17 protein-coding genes are annotated in these 16,561 nt (G+C 59.5%); 5 read left to right on the top strand and 12 right to left on the bottom strand.

Features of this window, described 5'->3' with window-relative positions; translation table 11 throughout:
- Positions 1 to 18 precede the first annotated feature (18 nt).
- From SOP97_RS08255 to SOP97_RS08235, 5 genes are all read right to left on the bottom strand, one after another.
- Positions 19 to 399: a RidA family protein gene (locus SOP97_RS08255; protein WP_322948902.1), complete on the bottom strand. Its 381-nt coding sequence runs from the start codon at positions 397 to 399 to the stop codon at positions 19 to 21.
- Positions 400 to 542: 143 nt separating this feature from the next.
- The gene (gene spoT, locus SOP97_RS08250) at positions 543 to 2,651 is read right to left on the bottom strand and encodes a bifunctional GTP diphosphokinase/guanosine-3',5'-bis pyrophosphate 3'-pyrophosphohydrolase (protein WP_274087026.1); all 2,109 of its coding nucleotides are present in this window, start codon (positions 2,649 to 2,651) and stop codon (positions 543 to 545) included.
- A 60-nt stretch (positions 2,652 to 2,711) separates the two neighbouring features.
- A complete protein-coding gene (rpoZ, locus tag SOP97_RS08245) occupies positions 2,712 to 2,975 on the bottom strand; it encodes a DNA-directed RNA polymerase subunit omega (RefSeq protein ID WP_090250565.1) in 264 nt (87 codons plus the stop codon).
- A 114-nt stretch (positions 2,976 to 3,089) separates the two neighbouring features.
- Positions 3,090 to 3,710 carry a guanylate kinase gene (gmk, locus tag SOP97_RS08240; protein WP_274087027.1) on the bottom strand — a complete coding sequence of 207 codons (621 nt, stop codon included), beginning with the start codon at positions 3,708 to 3,710 and terminating at the stop codon, positions 3,090 to 3,092.
- A 49-nt stretch (positions 3,711 to 3,759) separates the two neighbouring features.
- Positions 3,760 to 4,623: a YicC/YloC family endoribonuclease gene (locus SOP97_RS08235; RefSeq protein ID WP_322948901.1), complete on the bottom strand. Its 864-nt coding sequence runs from the start codon at positions 4,621 to 4,623 to the stop codon at positions 3,760 to 3,762.
- A gap of 140 nt (positions 4,624 to 4,763) precedes the next feature.
- Between SOP97_RS08235 and rph the strand changes: the two genes are divergently transcribed.
- On the top strand, positions 4,764 to 5,486 hold the full coding sequence (gene rph, locus SOP97_RS08230; RefSeq protein WP_090240705.1) for a ribonuclease PH: 723 nt from the start codon (positions 4,764 to 4,766) through the stop codon (positions 5,484 to 5,486).
- 40 nt (positions 5,487 to 5,526) lie between these two features.
- Positions 5,527 to 5,901 carry a DUF4870 domain-containing protein gene (locus SOP97_RS08225; protein WP_322948900.1) on the top strand — a complete coding sequence of 125 codons (375 nt, stop codon included), beginning with the start codon at positions 5,527 to 5,529 and terminating at the stop codon, positions 5,899 to 5,901.
- A gap of 56 nt (positions 5,902 to 5,957) precedes the next feature.
- Here SOP97_RS08225 and SOP97_RS08220 read toward each other — a convergent pair whose 3' ends face one another.
- Positions 5,958 to 6,737, bottom strand: coding sequence for an exodeoxyribonuclease III (locus SOP97_RS08220; RefSeq protein WP_274087029.1), 780 nt, complete (start codon positions 6,735 to 6,737; stop codon positions 5,958 to 5,960).
- Positions 6,738 to 6,829: 92 nt separating this feature from the next.
- Here SOP97_RS08220 and pyrE point away from each other — a divergent pair, with 92 nt between their 5' ends.
- Together pyrE and SOP97_RS08210 are read left to right on the top strand one after the other, a co-directional pair.
- On the top strand, positions 6,830 to 7,471 hold the full coding sequence (gene pyrE / locus SOP97_RS08215; protein WP_322948899.1) for an orotate phosphoribosyltransferase: 642 nt from the start codon (positions 6,830 to 6,832) through the stop codon (positions 7,469 to 7,471).
- 23 nt (positions 7,472 to 7,494) lie between these two features.
- Positions 7,495 to 8,085, top strand: a complete 591-nt coding sequence (locus tag SOP97_RS08210) for a DUF4124 domain-containing protein (RefSeq protein WP_274087031.1) — start codon at positions 7,495 to 7,497, stop codon at positions 8,083 to 8,085.
- Between the two features lie 3 nt (positions 8,086 to 8,088).
- Here SOP97_RS08210 and SOP97_RS08205 read toward each other — a convergent pair whose 3' ends face one another.
- The 5 genes from SOP97_RS08205 to coaBC all read right to left on the bottom strand — a co-directional run bounded on the left by SOP97_RS08205 (position 8,089) and on the right by coaBC (position 13,932).
- Positions 8,089 to 8,535, bottom strand: coding sequence for an acyl-CoA thioesterase (locus SOP97_RS08205; RefSeq protein ID WP_322948898.1), 447 nt, complete (start codon positions 8,533 to 8,535; stop codon positions 8,089 to 8,091).
- Between the two features lie 133 nt (positions 8,536 to 8,668).
- The gene (gene argB, locus SOP97_RS08200; protein ID WP_274087033.1) at positions 8,669 to 9,574 is read right to left on the bottom strand and encodes an acetylglutamate kinase; all 906 of its coding nucleotides are present in this window, start codon (positions 9,572 to 9,574) and stop codon (positions 8,669 to 8,671) included.
- 31 nt (positions 9,575 to 9,605) lie between these two features.
- Positions 9,606 to 10,994, bottom strand: a complete 1,389-nt coding sequence (gene algC, locus SOP97_RS08195; protein ID WP_322948906.1) for a phosphomannomutase/phosphoglucomutase — start codon at positions 10,992 to 10,994, stop codon at positions 9,606 to 9,608.
- 1,244 nt (positions 10,995 to 12,238) lie between these two features.
- Positions 12,239 to 12,694, bottom strand: coding sequence for a dUTP diphosphatase (gene dut / locus SOP97_RS08190; RefSeq protein ID WP_322948897.1), 456 nt, complete (start codon positions 12,692 to 12,694; stop codon positions 12,239 to 12,241).
- Positions 12,695 to 12,723: 29 nt separating this feature from the next.
- Positions 12,724 to 13,932, bottom strand: a complete 1,209-nt coding sequence (coaBC, locus tag SOP97_RS08185) for a bifunctional phosphopantothenoylcysteine decarboxylase/phosphopantothenate--cysteine ligase CoaBC (RefSeq protein ID WP_322948896.1) — start codon at positions 13,930 to 13,932, stop codon at positions 12,724 to 12,726.
- Between the two features lie 187 nt (positions 13,933 to 14,119).
- Between coaBC and radC the strand changes: the two genes are divergently transcribed.
- Positions 14,120 to 14,794 (top strand): RadC family protein, encoded by a 675-nt coding sequence (gene radC / locus SOP97_RS08180; protein ID WP_322948895.1) that lies wholly within the window; start codon positions 14,120 to 14,122, stop codon positions 14,792 to 14,794.
- 3 nt (positions 14,795 to 14,797) lie between these two features.
- Here the strand turns inward: radC and SOP97_RS08175 are convergent, their stop codons facing one another.
- Entirely contained in the window at positions 14,798 to 16,387 is a 1,590-nt protein-coding gene (locus SOP97_RS08175; RefSeq protein WP_322948894.1) for an ABC transporter substrate-binding protein, read from the bottom strand.
- Positions 16,388 to 16,561 lie beyond the last annotated feature (174 nt).

The raw sequence follows: 16,561 nt of genomic DNA, 5'->3' as shown, positions 1-16,561 counted from the left end.
GCGGCCCCGCCAAGGGACTTATTCAATAACCAGAATAGCGTCCATTTCTACCTGCGAGCCGCGTGGCAGGGCGGCAACGCCGATGGCGGCGCGGGCTGGGTAAGGCTGCTCGAAGTAACGGCCCATGACTTCATTCACTTTGGCGAAGTGCGAAAGGTCAGTGAGGAAGATGTTCAGCTTGACGATGTCTTTGAACGAGCCGCCGGCGGCTTCGGCAACGGCTTTGAGGTTTTCGAATACTTGCACGGTCTGGGCTTCAAAGCCTTCCACCAGCTCCATGGTTTTTGGGTCCAGTGGAATTTGCCCGGACATGTAAACCGTGTTGCCCGCTTTGATGGCCTGGGAGTAAGTGCCGATAGCGGCCGGTGCTTTGTCGCTGGTGATAACGCTCTTGCTCATGGGAACTCCTAAAGACGGTTGAGGGAAATCATGGGCGGCGCATGGCTCGCGCGGCCTGTTAGGCCGCCTAGGGTGGAGGAAAGCCACGGGCACTGTCAAAGTTCAACTAACAGGTGTTGGGTGTGATCAGTTTTGCTCGCGTATCAACCGCGGGCGCGAGTGATGCGGATGACACCAGTCAGGCCGCGCAGCTTCCTGATCACGCGGGCCAGGTGTACGCGGTCATGTACGCTGACCACCAGCTGAACCACGCTGATGCGGCCATCGCGTTCGTCCATGCTGATTTTCTCGATATTGCCGTCGGCGGCATTGACGCTGCCGGCCAGTAACGCAATGAGACCGCGCTGGTGCTCCAGTTCAACGCGCAATTCGACATTGAACTCGCCGGTCACATCCTTGGCCCAGGACAGTTGGATGCATTTTTCCGGGTTGTGGCGGATTTCGCCGATGTTCTTGCAGCTGTCCAGGTGCACCACCATGCCTTTACCGGCAGACAGGTGACCAACAATCGGGTCGCCCGGAATTGGTGTGCAGCACTTGGCGTAACTCAACACCAAGCCTTCGGTGCCGCGGATCGCCAGCGGACCTTCACTGCTCGGCAAGGCTTCGCCGTTGTCACTGAGCAGGCGGCGAGCCACCACATAGGCCATGCGATTGCCCAGGCCAATGTCTTCGAGCAGGTCTTCGAGCACGTCCTGCTGGTATTCGGCGACGACGGTTTGAATCCGCTCAGCCGGAATTTTGTCGAGATGGCTGTCGAAGCTGACGAGTACCTTGTTCAACAAGCGCTCGCCAAGGCTGATGGATTCCGAGCGGCGCTGCAGTTTGAGCGCATGGCGGATGTGCGTCCGGGCCTTACCGGTAACCACGAAGTTCAACCAGGCCGGGTTGGGGCGGGCACCTGGCGCGCTGACGATTTCCACGGTTGAGCCGCTTTCCAGGGCTTGCGACAGCGGGGCTAGGCGGCGGTTGATACGACAAGCAATGCAGGTATTGCCGACGTCAGTGTGCACCGCGTAGGCAAAATCGACCGCGGTGGAGCCTTTCGGCAGCTCCATGATGCGGCCCTTGGGCGTGAACACGTAGACCTCGTCGGGGAACAGGTCGATTTTCACGCTTTCGATAAATTCCAGCGAGTTACCGGCGCGCTGCTGCATCTCTAGCACACCCTTGACCCATTGCCGTGCGCGGGCGTGGCTGCCCTTGGGTTGGTCTTCCTCGTTGGATTTGTACAACCAGTGCGCGGCAATCCCGTTGTTGGCCAGCTCTTCCATTTCACGGGTACGGATCTGGATTTCGATCGGTACCCCGTGCATGCCGAATAGCGTGGTGTGCAACGACTGGTAGCCGTTGGCCTTGGGAATTGCGATGTAATCCTTGAAGCGCCCCGGCAGCGGTTTGTACAGGTTATGCACGGCGCCAAGCACGCGGTAGCAGGTATCGACTTTGTCGACAACGATGCGGAAGGCGTAGACGTCCATGATTTCGTTGAACGCCCGGCGCTTGCCGCGCATCTTCTGGTAGATGCCGTAGAGGTGCTTCTCGCGGCCCGAGACCTCGCCTTCCATGCCTTCGCGAGCAAGGCAGTGGGTGATCGACTCTTCGATCTTGTTGACGATTTCCTTGCGGTTGCCCCGAGCGCGCTTCACCGCTGCGCGAATGCGCTCGGAGCGCATCGGGTGCATGGCCTTGAAACCCAGATCCTCGAACTCGATGCGCATGCTGTGCATGCCCAGGCGATTGGCAATCGGTGCGTAGATTTCCAGGGTTTCCTTGGCGATGCGCCGGCGTTTCTCGCCGGACAACACTTCCAGGGTGCGCATGTTGTGCAGACGGTCGGCCAGTTTGACCAAAATTACGCGGATATCGCGTGCCATGGCCATGGCCATTTTCTGGAAATTTTCCGCCTGCGCTTCGGCCTTGGTCTCGAAGTTCATCTGGGTCAGTTTGCTGACCCCATCGACCAGCTCGGCCACGGACTCACCAAACTGGGTGTCCAGGGCTTCCTTGGCGATACCGGTGTCTTCAATGACGTCATGCAGCATCGCGGCCATCAGGCTCTGATGGTCCATGTGCATATCAGCCAAGATGCACGCCACTGCGAGGGGGTGGGTGACATAGGCTTCGCCGCTGCGGCGGCGTTGGCCGTCGTGGGCTTGTTCGGCGTAGAAATAGGCGCGACGGACCAGGTTGACCTGGTCGTCGTCGAGGTAGGTCGAAAGTCTCTCGGCGAGTACATCTATGCTCGGCATGGGAAACTCCCCTGCCGATTCAGATGACCTTGCGCCTGACGACGTCGACCCGGCATAGGCTTACAGAGGCTCGTTCGCCTCTTCCTCGAATGCAGCAAACAGTGGCTCTTCCTCGACGATATCGTCTTGGGCGATGACGTCATAGCTCATCAGGCCGGCAGCGATTTCACGCAGCGCGACGACGGTTGGCTTGTCATTTTCCCAAGCCAGCTTCGGCTCTTTGCCACCGGTAGCCAGTTGGCGCGAGCGCTTGGTGGCGAGCATGACCAGTTCAAAGCGGTTATCAACGTGATCCAGGCAATCTTCGACGGTAACGCGGGCCATGGTGTTCCTCGTAGCAAATGCGTAATAGAGCTGGGCCCAAATGGGCGAGCGGACTGAATAGTCTAAAAAATCACCAGCCTTAAGGGAAGCATTGATTTACCGGTGCACGGTAAGTCAGACCAGTAACTCGCTGAGCAACCCGCTGTGGCGTTGCTGTTGTGGGTTTTGCAGCAGCTGATTGGAGCGGAAAATAGCCTTTAGGTCGCTCAGGGCGTGGGCGAAGTCATCATTGATCAGCAGGTAGTCATATTCGACGTAGTGGCTCATCTCGCTGACGGCTTCACGCATGCGCTGTTCGATGATCTCGCCGCTGTCCTGGCCACGATTGGTCAGGCGATGGCGCAGGGCTTCCTGGGTCGGCGGCAGAATAAAGATCGATTTTGACTCGGGCATCAGGCGGCGTACCTGTTGTGCGCCTTGCCAGTCGATTTCCAGGATCAGGTCGAAGCCTTCGCGTAGCGTCTGCTTTACCCATTCCTGTGAGGTGCCGTAGAGGTTGCCGAACACTTCCGCATGCTCGAGGAATTCAGTCTTGTCGAGCATGGCGTGAAACTGCTCACGGCTGACGAAGTGGTAATTCACCCCGTCCACTTCACCCGGGCGCATGGCGCGGGTGGTGTGCGAGACGGATACGCGAATCTGCGCCTCGCTGTCGATCAGCGCCTTGACCAGGCTGGTTTTGCCCGCGCCGGAGGGGGCGGAAATGATGTACAGGGTACCGGTGGTGATGGTCATGGATCAGTCCTGGAGCGCGTTGTTCGAAGAGTAGCAGTAGCGGTTTGGCTTATTCGATGTTCTGTACTTGTTCGCGCATCTGTTCAATCAGCACTTTTAAGTTAACGGCGGCCTGAGTGCTGCGCGTGTCGAAGGCCTTGGAACCGAGCGTGTTGGCTTCGCGGTTGAGCTCCTGCATGAGGAAGTCCAGGCGCCGGCCCGCTGCACCGCCACTCTTTAATACGCGGCGTACCTCACTGACATGGGTAACCAGGCGATCGAGTTCTTCGGCCACGTCGCTTTTCTGCGCGAGCATCACCAGCTCTTGCTCCAGGCGCTGCGGGTCGAGCTCGGCCTGCATCTCGGCGCAGCGGTCGATAATCTTCTGGCGCTGGGCAGCCAGCATCTGCGGTACGAGTTCGCGCAGGGCAACGACTTCGGCTGCAATGCTGTCCAGGCGTTCGTTGAGCAGCTTGGCCAGTTCTGCGCCTTCACGCAAACGGCCTTGTTTCAGCTCGTCCAGTGCTTGGGTGAAGAGCGCCAGTGCGGTTTTATTGAGCGCCTGCGGGTCTGCGGCATCGGCAACCAGCACGCCGGGCCAGCCCAGCACTTCCAGCGGGTTGAGTGCGGCGGGTTGCTTGATCAGGCTGGCAATGCTTTCGGCGGCGGCGACCAGTTGTGCGGCGCGCTCCAGGTCGACTTGCAGGGCTTTACCGGCATTGTCATCACTGAAGCGCAGGGTGCATTCGACTTTGCCACGGGAAAGGCCATTACGCAGCGCTTCGCGCACCGCGCCTTCGAGGTCACGGAAGGCTTCCGGCAGGCGCAGGTGCGGTTCCAGGTAGCGATGGTTGACCGAGCGTAGCTCCCAGCTCAGGGTGCCGTTGGCGCCGGCCTGTTCGGCGCGGGCGAAGGCAGTCATGCTGTGGATCATGGGGCGAACCTCGCGAAAAGTCGTAACGAAAGGCGCAGGATTGTAGCGCAGTGCGTCAGTGGCTCCCAATTCGGCATGTCAGCACAGGCTTACGTCCCTATAATGGGCAGCAGATTTTTATTCAGAGTAGGTATTCCTAGATGAAACGTCCCAGTGGCCGCGCCGCCGATCAGTTGCGCTCGATTCGTATCACCCGCAACTACACCAAGCATGCCGAGGGTTCGGTGTTGGTGGAGTTTGGCGATACCAAAGTGATTTGCACGGTCAGTGTTGAGTCGGGCGTTCCGCGCTTCTTGAAAGGCCAGGGCCAGGGTTGGTTGACCGCCGAATACGGCATGCTGCCGCGTGCCACCGGTGACCGTAACCAGCGTGAAGCCAGCCGCGGCAAGCAGGGCGGTCGTACTCTGGAAATTCAGCGCTTGATTGGCCGTTCGCTGCGCGCGGCGCTGGATATGTCGAAACTGGGCGAAAACACCCTGTATGTCGACTGCGACGTGATCCAGGCCGATGGCGGCACCCGTACCGCCTCTATTACCGGTGCCATGGTGGCGGTGATTGATGCACTGAAAGTGATCAAGAAGCGGGGCGGTCTGAAAAACGGTGATCCACTCAAGCAGATGATTGCCGCTGTCTCAGTGGGTATGTATCAAGGCGAGCCAGTGCTGGATTTGGATTATTTGGAAGATTCTGCCGCTGAAACTGACCTCAACGTGGTGATGACCAACACCGGTGGCTTCATCGAAGTGCAGGGCACCGCCGAAGGCGCACCCTTCCAGCCGGCTGAGCTGAATGCCATGCTGGCGTTGGCACAGAAAGGCATGACAGAGCTGTTCGAGCTGCAGCAAGCGGCGCTGGCTGACTGATTGAGCTTTGCTGCAAGTCGATAACGCAAGGAGAGGCACCATGAGTGACGAGACCCAAGCACTGCAGCCGGTTCCCGGCCCTGAGGCCCGCCAGTGGGCAATGTTGTGCCATTTCGCGGCGTTTGCTTGGGTTCTCGCACCTATGGTCGGCAATGTTATCGGCCCACTTATCGCTTGGCAGCTGAAGAAGGATCTCGACCCGTTTGTCGATCAGCAGGGCAAAGAGGCGCTGAACTTTCAGATCACCGTGAGCCTTGCATTAATGGTCTGCGGTTTGCTGGCCTGGATACTGATCGGCTTTCCATTGATGCTGCTGGTCTGTGTGGCCGCGCTGGTGTTGACCATCATTGCAGGAATCAAGGCCAATGAAGGTCAGGCGTATCGCTATCCCTTTGCTTGGCGCTTGATCAAATAAGCAGTTGGTAGATGCAAAAAAGCCGACGCATGCGTCGGCTTTTTTCTGCCTGTTGGCTATACGCTGAGAATCCAGTCGTAATCGACGATCAAAGGCGCATGCTGCGAGAAGCGCGGCTGGTGCGGCAAGCGGGCGCTGCGAATGCTGCGGCGCATGCCGGGGGTGAGCAGTTGATAGTCGAAGCGATAGCCCAGGTTGAGCAGCTCGGCCTGCTCGCTGTCTGGCCACCAGCTGAACTGGTCGCCTTCGCGGCTGACTTCGCGCAATGCATCAACATAGCCCATGGAGCCAATCACTTCATCCAGCCAAGCCCGCTCTGGGGCGAGGAATCCCGGTGATTGCTGGCAATCGCGCCAGTTCTTCACGTCGAGCTTCTGATGCGCCACGTAGAGCGAGCCGCAGTAGATGTACTCGCGGCGCTTGCGGCGCTGCTTGTCCAAATAATGGGTGAAGTCGTCCATGAACTTGAATTTCTGATTCAAGTTCTCGTCGCCCTGCTGTCCCGAAGGCATCAGCAAGGTGGCAATACTTACTTTGTCAAAATCAGCTTGCAGGTAGCGCCCATAGCGGTCGGCCATTTCAAAGCCGAGGCCGCTGATTACCGCCTTGGGTTGCAACCGCGAATACAGCGCCACACCACCTTGGGCTGGCACTTCTGCATCGCAGGCATAAAGGAAATAGCCATCCAGTTGGAAGGCTTGGTCATCCAGTTCAAAGGCGGAGGCGCGGGTGTCCTGCAGGCAGATGACGTCGGCATTCTGTGCTTGCAGCCAACTGAGCAAACCGCGCTCGACTGCAGCATGAATACCATTCACGTTCACACTGATGATCCGCATAAATGGCCCCAAAAATCACGTGCGTGTATGATACCCGAGCTCGTCTCTAATAAGTAACTTCCTAGTAAAACCGTGCCGTCCGGGACTTTTTCATGCAAGCGTATCAGCGCGATTTCATCCGTTTTGCCATCGAGCGTGGGGTTCTACGCTTTGGTCAGTTCACGCTGAAATCCGGGCGCGTCAGCCCTTATTTCTTCAATGCAGGCTTGTTCGACAGCGGCCTCGCGCTGGCGCAACTTGGGCGGTTTTATGCCGCGGCAGTAGTTGACAGCGGTATCGACTTCGATGTGTTGTTCGGCCCGGCCTATAAAGGCATTCCGTTAGCCGCCACCACCGCGGTGGCGCTGGCGGAGCATCATCAGCGCGATATGCCTTGGTGCTTTAACCGTAAAGAAGCTAAAGATCATGGCGAGGGTGGCACGCTAGTCGGTGCGCCATTGGCCGGTCGCGTACTGATCATCGATGATGTGATCACCGCGGGTACCGCGATCCGCGAGGTGATGCAAATCATCCGGGCGCAGGGTGCCAAGGCGGCTGGTGTGCTGATTGCCCTGAATCGTCAGGAGCGCGGCAAGGGTGAGCTTTCGGCCATTCAAGAAGTTGAGCGTGACTACGCGATGCCAGTCGTGAGCATTGTGTCACTCGAACAAGTACTGGAATATCTGGCAGAGGATGCTGAACTCAAGCAGTATCTCCCGGCGGTACAAGCCTATCGTGCCGAGTACGGAATCTAACCTGCTGATAAAGGTGCTGTATTGTGCATAAATCTGCCCTGACCCGCTGTTCGCTGTTGCTTGGCCTACTGTTGCCGGTTGTGGCAGGTGCAACTGAGTTGTACCGCTATGTCGATGACAAGGGCACCACGGTGCTCAGTCGTCAGGGCGTGCCGCCAGAGCACATCGGCAAGGGCTATGAGGTGCTGAACGATCAGGGGCGGGTGGTCAAGGTGATTCCGCCAGCCCCCAGCGCCGAAGAAATGAAGCACATCCTGGCGGAGAAGGCGCGGGCCAGCTCAGATGCACAGTTGTTGCGCTTTTACAGCACCCCTGAAGATGTCGAGCGCGCGCGCCAGCGCAAGCTCGCCGAGCTGGATGGCTTGATTGGCGTGGCACGCGGCAACCTGCAGTCCGTTCGCACTCAACAAGCCAACCTGCAAAGCCAGGCGGCCAATCATGAGCGCGCCGGGCGTGCAGTGCCGGCTAACCTATTGGCGCAAATTGACAGCCAAAAGGTTGAGCAAGAACGCCTCAAAAGCGACATATTGCGTTATCAAGCCATGCGCAAAGCGGCGGACAGCAGTTTCAATGCTGACCGTGATCGCCTCAAGGTCCTGATGGGCCGCAACTAAAACCTATATTTGCGGCGCGCAGCGTTCAAAGGCCAAAACTCTGTCTCTCAGCCATGCCGGCAGTGGGCTGCTGCTGCGGGTTACGCGGTCTGCGTGTACGTAGATCACTTCTCCGGCGGTCAGCGCCTGCTCCCCACACCAGATGCCCATGGCAAAGCTCAAGCTAGAGCCGCCCAGGCGTGCGACGCGAATGCCAATCAGCAGTTCATCATCAAAACGAGCGGGTGCTAGGTACTCGAGCACTGTTTTGATCGCGAAGAAGTCGCCGCCGTCCCGGCTTAAGTCATCAGGATAGCGAATGCCCAGTACGCGGAAGTATTCGGTGATGGCGACATCGGCATAGGTTAGGTAATGACCGTTGAAGACGATACTTTGCGGGTCGACCTCTGCCCAGCGCACACGCAGCGTATGGAAAAAACTGAAAGCTTCGCGAGAAGGCGCGGCTGGCATGGTGTACACCTCGGGCGTGCAGTGTGGGTTCACTGAGCTTCGGTGCTAAGGCATTCTGCTGCAAGGCCTGCAGCAGGCTATTAAGCGGGCGAATCAGCCTCAATCAACGGGTGATTCGCCCTGCGCATAGGTGCTAGGGGAGTTCGCGGTTGCAGATCAGGGTGCCTACGCCGCTGTCGGTGAAGATTTCCAGCAGCACGGCATTGGGCACTCGGCCGTCAATAATGTGCGCGCTGGTTACGCCACCTTGCACCGCTTCTAGCGCGCAGCGGATTTTCGGCAGCATGCCGCCGTAGATGGTGCCGTCGGCGATCAGGTTGTCGACTTGCTCGGTGGTCAGGCCGGTGAGCACTTCACCCTGCTTGTCCATCAGGCCAGCGATGTTGGTCAGCAGCATCAGTTTTTCGGCCTTCAATGCTTCGGCAACTTTGCCAGCCACCAAGTCGGCATTGATGTTGTAGGACTCGCCGTTTGCACCGACGCCAATCGGCGCGATGACGGGAATAAAGTCGCCCTTGACCAGCATGTTGAGCAGGTCGGTATTGATCCCGGTGACTTCACCCACATGACCAATGTCGATGATCTCTGGCTGGGTCATCTCCGGTGTTTGTCGGCTGACCTTGAGCTTCTTCGCTCGGATCAGTTGAGCATCTTTACCGGTCAGGCCGATGGCGCTGCCCCCATGCTGGTTGATCAGGTTGACGATGCTTTTGTTGACCTGGCCGCCGAGCACCATCTCCACCACATCCATGGTGGCGGTGTCGGTGACGCGCATGCCGTCGATAAAGTGGCTTTCGATGCTCAGGCGCTTGAGTAGGTCGCCGATTTGCGGGCCACCGCCATGCACCACCACGGGGTTGATGCCCACGGCCTTCATCAGCACGATGTCACGGGCGAAGCCTTGCTTGAGTTCTTCGCTTTCCATGGCGTTGCCGCCGTATTTGATCACCAGGGTCTTGCCCACGAAGCGGCGGATATAGGGCAATGCTTCGGACAATACCTTGGCGACGTTGGTGGCGGCATCACGTTCGAGGGTCATGCGGGGCTCCTGTAAAAAATTCGCTCATTAATCAGAACGGCAGGTCGAGGTCGGGCACAGCGCTGTAAAGCTGGGCGCGGAATACTTCTTTAATCCGTTCGAGTTCCTGTTCGGTTTCCGCCTCGAAGCGCAACACCAGTACTGGTGTGGTGTTGGACGCGCGCACCAGGCCCCAGCCTTTGGGGTAGTCGACGCGTATACCGTCGAGGCTGGTGATATTGCCTTCACCCCATATGCCATCGCGCTGCAGGCGTTCGATGATGCTGAACTTGCTCTGCTCGGTCACCTCGATATTGATTTCCGGGGTGGAAATATCATTGGGGAAGGCGCTGAACACGTGATCGGCGTCGCGGCGATCCTGGCTGAGAATCTCCAGCAGGCGGGCTGCGGCGTAGATGCCGTCGTCGAAACCGAACCAACGTTCCTTGAAGAAAATATGCCCGCTCATTTCGCCCGCCAGCAGCGCGCCGGTTTCCTTCATTTTCTTCTTGATCAACGAATGGCCGGTTTTCCACATCACCGGGCGACCGCCATAGCCGCTGATCAATGGGGTCAGGCGGCGCGTGCATTTGACGTCGAAAATGATGTCGGCCCCAGGGTTGCGCGACACCACATCCTTGGCGAACAGCATCAGCAGGCGGTCTGGATAGACGATGGCGCCGGTATTGGTCACCACGCCGACGCGATCGCCATCACCATCGAAGGCCAGGCCGATATCGGCGTTCTCGCTTTTCACCTTGGCGATCAGGTCCGCCAGGTTTTCCGGCTTGCCGGGGTCCGGGTGGTGATTGGGGAAGTTGCCGTCGACTTCGCAGTAAAGCGGAATCACCGAGCAACCCAGCGACTCAAGCAGTTGTGGGGCGATCACGCCGGCCACACCATTGCCGCAGTCAACGACCACGCGCATGGGCTTGGCCATGGCGATGTCGTCGCGAATTTGCTTGAGGTAGCGATCCAGCACGTCAACCTGCTCGACCGTACCAACGCCGCTGGCCAGGTCGTTGTTGTCGATACGTGCTTTTAGGGCCTGAATCTGCTCGTTGGCCAGGGTGTCGCCGGCGATCACGATCTTGAAACCGTTGTAGTCGCGCGGATTATGGCTACCGGTCAGCATCACCGCCGATTTGCCGGTGAGGATATGCCCGGCGTAATACACCACAGGCGTTGGCACCATGCCGACATCGCTGACGTGACAGCCGCAATCGAGTAGGCCTTGGATTAGTTGCTGCGCCAGCTCTGGGCCGGACAGTCGACCATCACGGCCGACGGCGATGTTCGGTTCGCCCTGGGCAATGCTCTGCGAGCCAATGGCGCGGCCAATCCAATAAGCGGTTTCGGCGTTCAGGGTGCGGCCGACCACACCACGAATGTCGTAGGCGCGGAAGATGTCGGCCGGTAGCGTTGGCGCTTTTGTTTGCACTGGGACAGGGGCCGGCTCATCGAGGCCGAGCAAATCCTGGTCTTCGTCGAGAATATCGATGTCGAGGATATCGGTGTCCTGAAACAACGGGTCGAGCATCGACTCAGCAGGTGCTTGCATGGCAGCGCCGCGCTCTGGGTTGGCATCTGCTGTTGCAGTCGACGCGCTGGCGCGGCGCGGCAGGCGTGCCAGGCTCTGCGCGAGGATGTCCAGGGTGGGCAAGCTCAGGCTAAAGGCTTTGACGGCCTTGCCAGCGGACAGCTCCTTGAGCATCTGGCCCAGCTGCGTTACGTCGCTCAGCAGGTGGCGTTGCAGGCGGCTCTGTAACAGGTAGAGGCCGATAATCGCACCCGCCAGTGCGAGCAGCCCGGCAAGGGCGAGCATCAGCGGAGAAAATACGGGGCTGGTCAGCGACGGCCCGGGGGTAAAGCTGACCGTCCAGTTGGGGTTGCCGGTGTCGAATGATTGCGCTGCACCCTCGGCCTGGCCGCGTTGGGCGAGCACCTGTGGGGCGGTGTTGTTGAACTGCTGGATCAGCTGAATCTGACCGATTTCGGCGGGCATCACGGGCAGGCTGGCGAGCAGGCGCTCAAGGTCCACGGCCAGCAGCAGGGTGCCATGCAGCGGCTCACCGTCGCTGAGGCGCAGCGGCGCCGCGCTGTAGACCAGCCAACGCTGGCCGACCTTGTAGGCTTCAGGCGCCGGCGTTTGGCCGTTTTCGGTGCGGCGCAGCATGTCCAGTGCGGCAAAGTTCATCGGCGCGCTGCGGCTCGCATCTTGTACTGCCTGGCTGCGCGCATTTAAGTGGGCATCAACCACGCCGTGCCAGTAGGTGAGGTTACGTTCGGCTGCGCGAATCTGGTTGATGTCCTGGCTTTGCAGGGCTTGCAGAAGTTGTGGGTTGCGCGCCGCTGCCTGAGTGTCAGCACTCAGCTGTTGCAGGGCTTTCTGCAATACGGTTGCCTGGCCGCCGCCCCAGGCTTGGCTGAGTTGCCGCAGTTGCTGCTGATAGGCGCTGTCGAGCGGGCCAAACCATAGCAGTGCGCCGGCCAGGATGATGCCCGCAACAGCCGCCAGTACCCCAGGTAGCAGGGTATTGAGGTTGCTTCTGGCCGTTTTCGGTTCGGCGGAAGCACTGCTCAATTGGGCGCTAGGGGTCAGTACGTCAGCGTCCTTAGCCGTGCGGGTGAAGAGTTTCATACCGCGTCTCCTCGACATTCATCCTGGAACTAGGTTTTGAGCGATCAGTGGCTGCCGGAGTGGCCGAAGCCGCCTGCGCCGCGCTGGCTCTCATCAAATTGCTCGACCAGCTCGAAGTGTGCCTGCACCACCGGTACGAGGACCAGTTGGGCGATACGCTCACCGATGGCAATGGTGAAGGCGTTTTGTCCTCGGTTCCAGCAGGACACCATCAGTTCGCCCTGGTAGTCCGAATCGATCAGGCCGACGAGGTTACCGAGAACAATGCCATGTTTGTGGCCCAGGCCCGAGCGCGGCAGGATCATCGCTGCGAGACCGGGGTCGCCAATGTAAATCGACAGGCCGGTGGGGATCAGCACGGTTTGCCCAGGCTCGAGAACCAGCTCTTGTTCAAGCATGGCTCGTAGATCGAGGCCGGCAGAGCCTGGGGTGGCATAGTGCGGTAGAGGGAATTCGTTGCCCAGGCGTGGGTCGAGGATCTTGGCTTGTAAGGCGTGCATATCAGGCTCTGTAGTCGGTGAGTATGGCGTCAGTTGTGCGCCATGCGTTCGGCAATAAAACTCACCAGTTGGCGAGCAATCTTGCTTTTGCTGGTCTGCACGAAGCTGCTCTGCTGGAGCTCACGGTCGATAATGGTGATGGCATTTTCTTCGCTGTTGAAGCCGATGCTGGGGTTAGCCACGTCATTGGCGACGATCAGGTCGAGGTTCTTGTCGCGCAGCTTGCGCGAGGCATATTCCAGCAGGTTCTCGGTTTCGGCGGCAAAGCCGACGCTGAACGGGCGGTCGCTGCGGCTTGCCAAGGTGGCGAGGATATCCGGGTTGCGCACCATTTGCAGGAGTAGACCGTCACCGCTGGCGGGATCTTTTTTCAATTTGTGCTGGGCGACCACTTCCGGGCGGTAATCGGCCACCGCAGCGGCGGCAATCAGCAGGTCGCACGGCATCTCAGCCTCGCAAGCGGCGAGCATGTCGCGCGCGCTGATCACGTTGATGCGGGTAACCCGCTCGGGCGTGGGCAAGTGCACCGGGCCGCTGATCAGGGTGACCTTGGCGCCGGCTTCGGCGGCGGCTTCAGCGAGGGCAAAGCCCATCTTGCCGGAGCTGTGATTGGTGATGTAGCGCACCGGGTCGATGTTTTCTTGGGTGGGGCCTGCGGTAATTAGTACGTGCTTGCCGGTCAGCGCTTGATGCTGGAAACAATCCGCTGCGCATTGCACCAACTGCTCGGCTTCAAGCATGCGGCCCAGGCCGACATCGCCGCAGGCCTGGCTGCCAGCCGCCGGCCCGAATAGGTGCAGGCCGCGGGTGGTGAGCAGTGCGGCGTTGGCTTGGGTGGCCGGGTCGCGCCACATCGCCTGATTCATCGCTGGGGCCAGGGCCACGGGTGCATCGGTGGCCAACACCAGAGTCGTCAGCAAGTCATCGGCCACGCCTTGGGCCAGGCGCGCCATCAGATCGGCAGTGGCGGGCGCAATCAGCACCAGATCGGCCCAGCGCGCCAGTTCGATATGGCCCATGGCCGCTTCGGCCTCGGGGTCGAGCAGGTCAAGGTGCACCGGGTGCCCGGAGAGCGCTTGCAGGGTCAGCGGGGTAATGAACTCACGGCCGCCTTTGGTCATGACCACGCGCACATCGGCGTCTTGGTCTTTGAGTCGGCGAATCAGCTCTGCACTTTTATATGCGGCAATACCGCCGCCTACGCCAACAATGATGCGTTTCCGATACAGCCGCTGCATAGGCCTGCCTTTTATAAAAATGGATTCACCGCCGCGCCGGCACCTCCCCAGGCCAAGCGCAGCGCAAAAGTTGGGCTACGATAGCACAGAGCCTGCACTCGAGTAGTACTGCCAAACGCTTGCCAGGCTTGGCTTTGCGGTGCATGGGTGAGGCGGTTTGCCGCGTCTGATAACACAAGGAGGTGTGATGAGTATTCGTGACTGGCCGGCGGCAGAGCGCCCGCGGGAGAAACTCTTGGCCCAGGGTGCCGGTGCCCTGACCGATGCGGAATTGCTGGCGATTTTCCTGCGCACGGGCGTGGCCGGCCAAAGCGCAGTCGACCTGGCGCGCCATCTACTCGGCGACTTTGGCAGCCTGCGGGCGCTGTTGCAGGCGGATTTGCCCTCGTTCAGTCAGCGTTTGGGGCTGGGGCCGGCCAAGTTCGCCCAGTTGCAGGCGGTGCTGGAGATGGCGCGGCGGCATCTGGCCGAACAGTTGCGCCGCGATTCGGCGCTGGAAAGCCCGCAGGCCGTGCGTGATTACTTGAAAGCACTGCTACGCCATGAGCCGCATGAGGTGTTCGGCTGTCTGTTTTTGGATGCGAAGCACCGCGTGCTAGCGTTTGAGGCGCTGTTCCATGGTTCCATTGACAGCGCCAGCGTCTATCCCCGGCAGGTGGTTAAACGCGCGCTGGCACATAACGCGGCGGCACTGATTTTGACCCATAACCATCCGTCAGGCGTCGCCGAACCCAGCCAGGCCGACCGGGTGCTGACCCGGCGTTTGAAGGAGGCGCTGGAACTGGTGGATGTGCGCGTACTCGACCACTTTATCGTCGGCGATGGAGAGCCGCTGTCGATGGCCGAATACGGCTGGCTCTAGGTATCAGGGCGTTAGGCGCACCTTGGCAAAGTCTTGCCGGCCGAAGGGGCTGACTTGATAGCCCTCGACCTGTTTGCGCGTTAGCGCGTAGGCGGTTGGGTGAGCTAACGGCAGCCAGAGCGCTTGTTGCTGGATGATTTGCTGCGCTTGCTTGTACAGCTGGCTGCGTTGTGCCTGGTCGCTAGTGTGTTTGCCGTCCGCGATCAGCTGGTCCAGTTGCGGGTCGCAATAGCGGGCGAAGTTCAGTCCGGACTCGACCGAAGCGCAGGAAAATTGTGGCGTGAGGAAGTTATCCGGGTCGCCGTTATCGCCCGCCCAGCCCATAAACAGCAGGTCATGCTCGCCGGCTTTGGCGCGGCGAATCAACTCGCCCCACTCGATCACGCGGATCTCGGCCTTGATGCCGACATTGGCTAAATCGGCCTGCAGCAATTGCGCGCCAAGGCTTGGGTTGGGGTTGAGCACACTTCCGCTGGGGCGCGTCCAAATGGTGGTGCTGAAACCATCCGCCAGGCCGGCTGTTTTAAGCAGTTCTCGGGCTTTTTGCGGATCATGAGGGTAGCCGGGCAACTCGGAGGCGTAGCTCCACGTATTAGGCGGGTAGGGACCATTGGCCGCCTCAGCGCTGTTTTCAAACACGGCTTGCAGGTAACTGTTTTTATCAAAGGCCAGGTTGATTGCCTGGCGAACCACCGCTTGGTCGAGTGGCGGATGCTGGCTGTTGATAGCCACGAAGGCGCTCATAAAGGCGGCTGTGTGCACGCTCTTTAGGTTGTTATCAGCAGCGATTGCCGTTACATCCTGCGGTTTGGGCGACAGGGCGATATGGCACTCGCCGCGCCGTAGCTTTTGCAGGCGTACGTTGGCGTCAGGGGTGATGGCAAAGATCAGGTTGTCGACTGCGGGTTTGCCGGCGAAGTAGGCCGGATTGGCGCTGTAGCGCACGCTGGCATCTTTCTGGAAGCGCTTGAAGATAAATGGACCGCTGCCGATTGGCTGGCTGTTGAGCTTCTCTGGCGTGTTGGCGGCCATGAGCTGCGCGGCGTATTCGGCAGAGTAAATAGAGGCGAAGCCCATGCTGAGTGTCGCGAGGAAAGTCGCATCGGGACGATTTAGGGTAAAGCGCAGGCTGTGCTCGCCGTTTTTCTCAAGGCTTTTGATCAGGTTTGGCAGTTGCATCGACTGCGCGTGCGGATAGCCACTGGGGGCGACCTTGTACCAGGCATGGGTCGGGTCGAGCATTCGCTGGAAGCTGAACAGCACGTCATCGGCATTCAGCGTGCGGCTGGGGGTGAAATAGTCAGTGTTGTGGAAGCTCACATCGGGCCTAAGGGTAAAGCTATAACTTAGGCCGTCCGGGCTGACTTCCCAGGTTTGCGCCAGGCTAGGCTGCAGGGTACCGCTGGCTGCATCGAACTCCACCAGGCGATTCATCAGCACGTCAGCCGAGGCGTTGGTGGTGGTCAGGGAGTTGTACTGCACCACGTCAAAACCGTCTGGGCTGGCTTCGGTGCAAACGCGGAGTGTGCTGGCCTGGGCCAGTGCAGGAGCCATTAGCGGGGCAAGCAGCAGCGGGAGAAAGGCGAGGCGCATAACAAACTCCAGAGTCAGGTGGCGCGTGACGAAGGCTTTACCCTAGGCCATTACTCGGCAGCAGGGCAATGAATCTTGGCGACGAGCGGTTGATCTATACAATCCCTACCAATAGCTGGCTTTACGGGGGTAAACGACGGCACGGCTTGACTGAGGAAAGAACGTTTATTCTTG

This window comes from Pseudomonas spirodelae, assembly GCF_034653255.1.
Classification (GTDB): domain Bacteria; phylum Pseudomonadota; class Gammaproteobacteria; order Pseudomonadales; family Pseudomonadaceae; genus Aquipseudomonas; species Aquipseudomonas spirodelae.
This window is presented reverse-complemented; position numbering and strand designations above follow the sequence as displayed.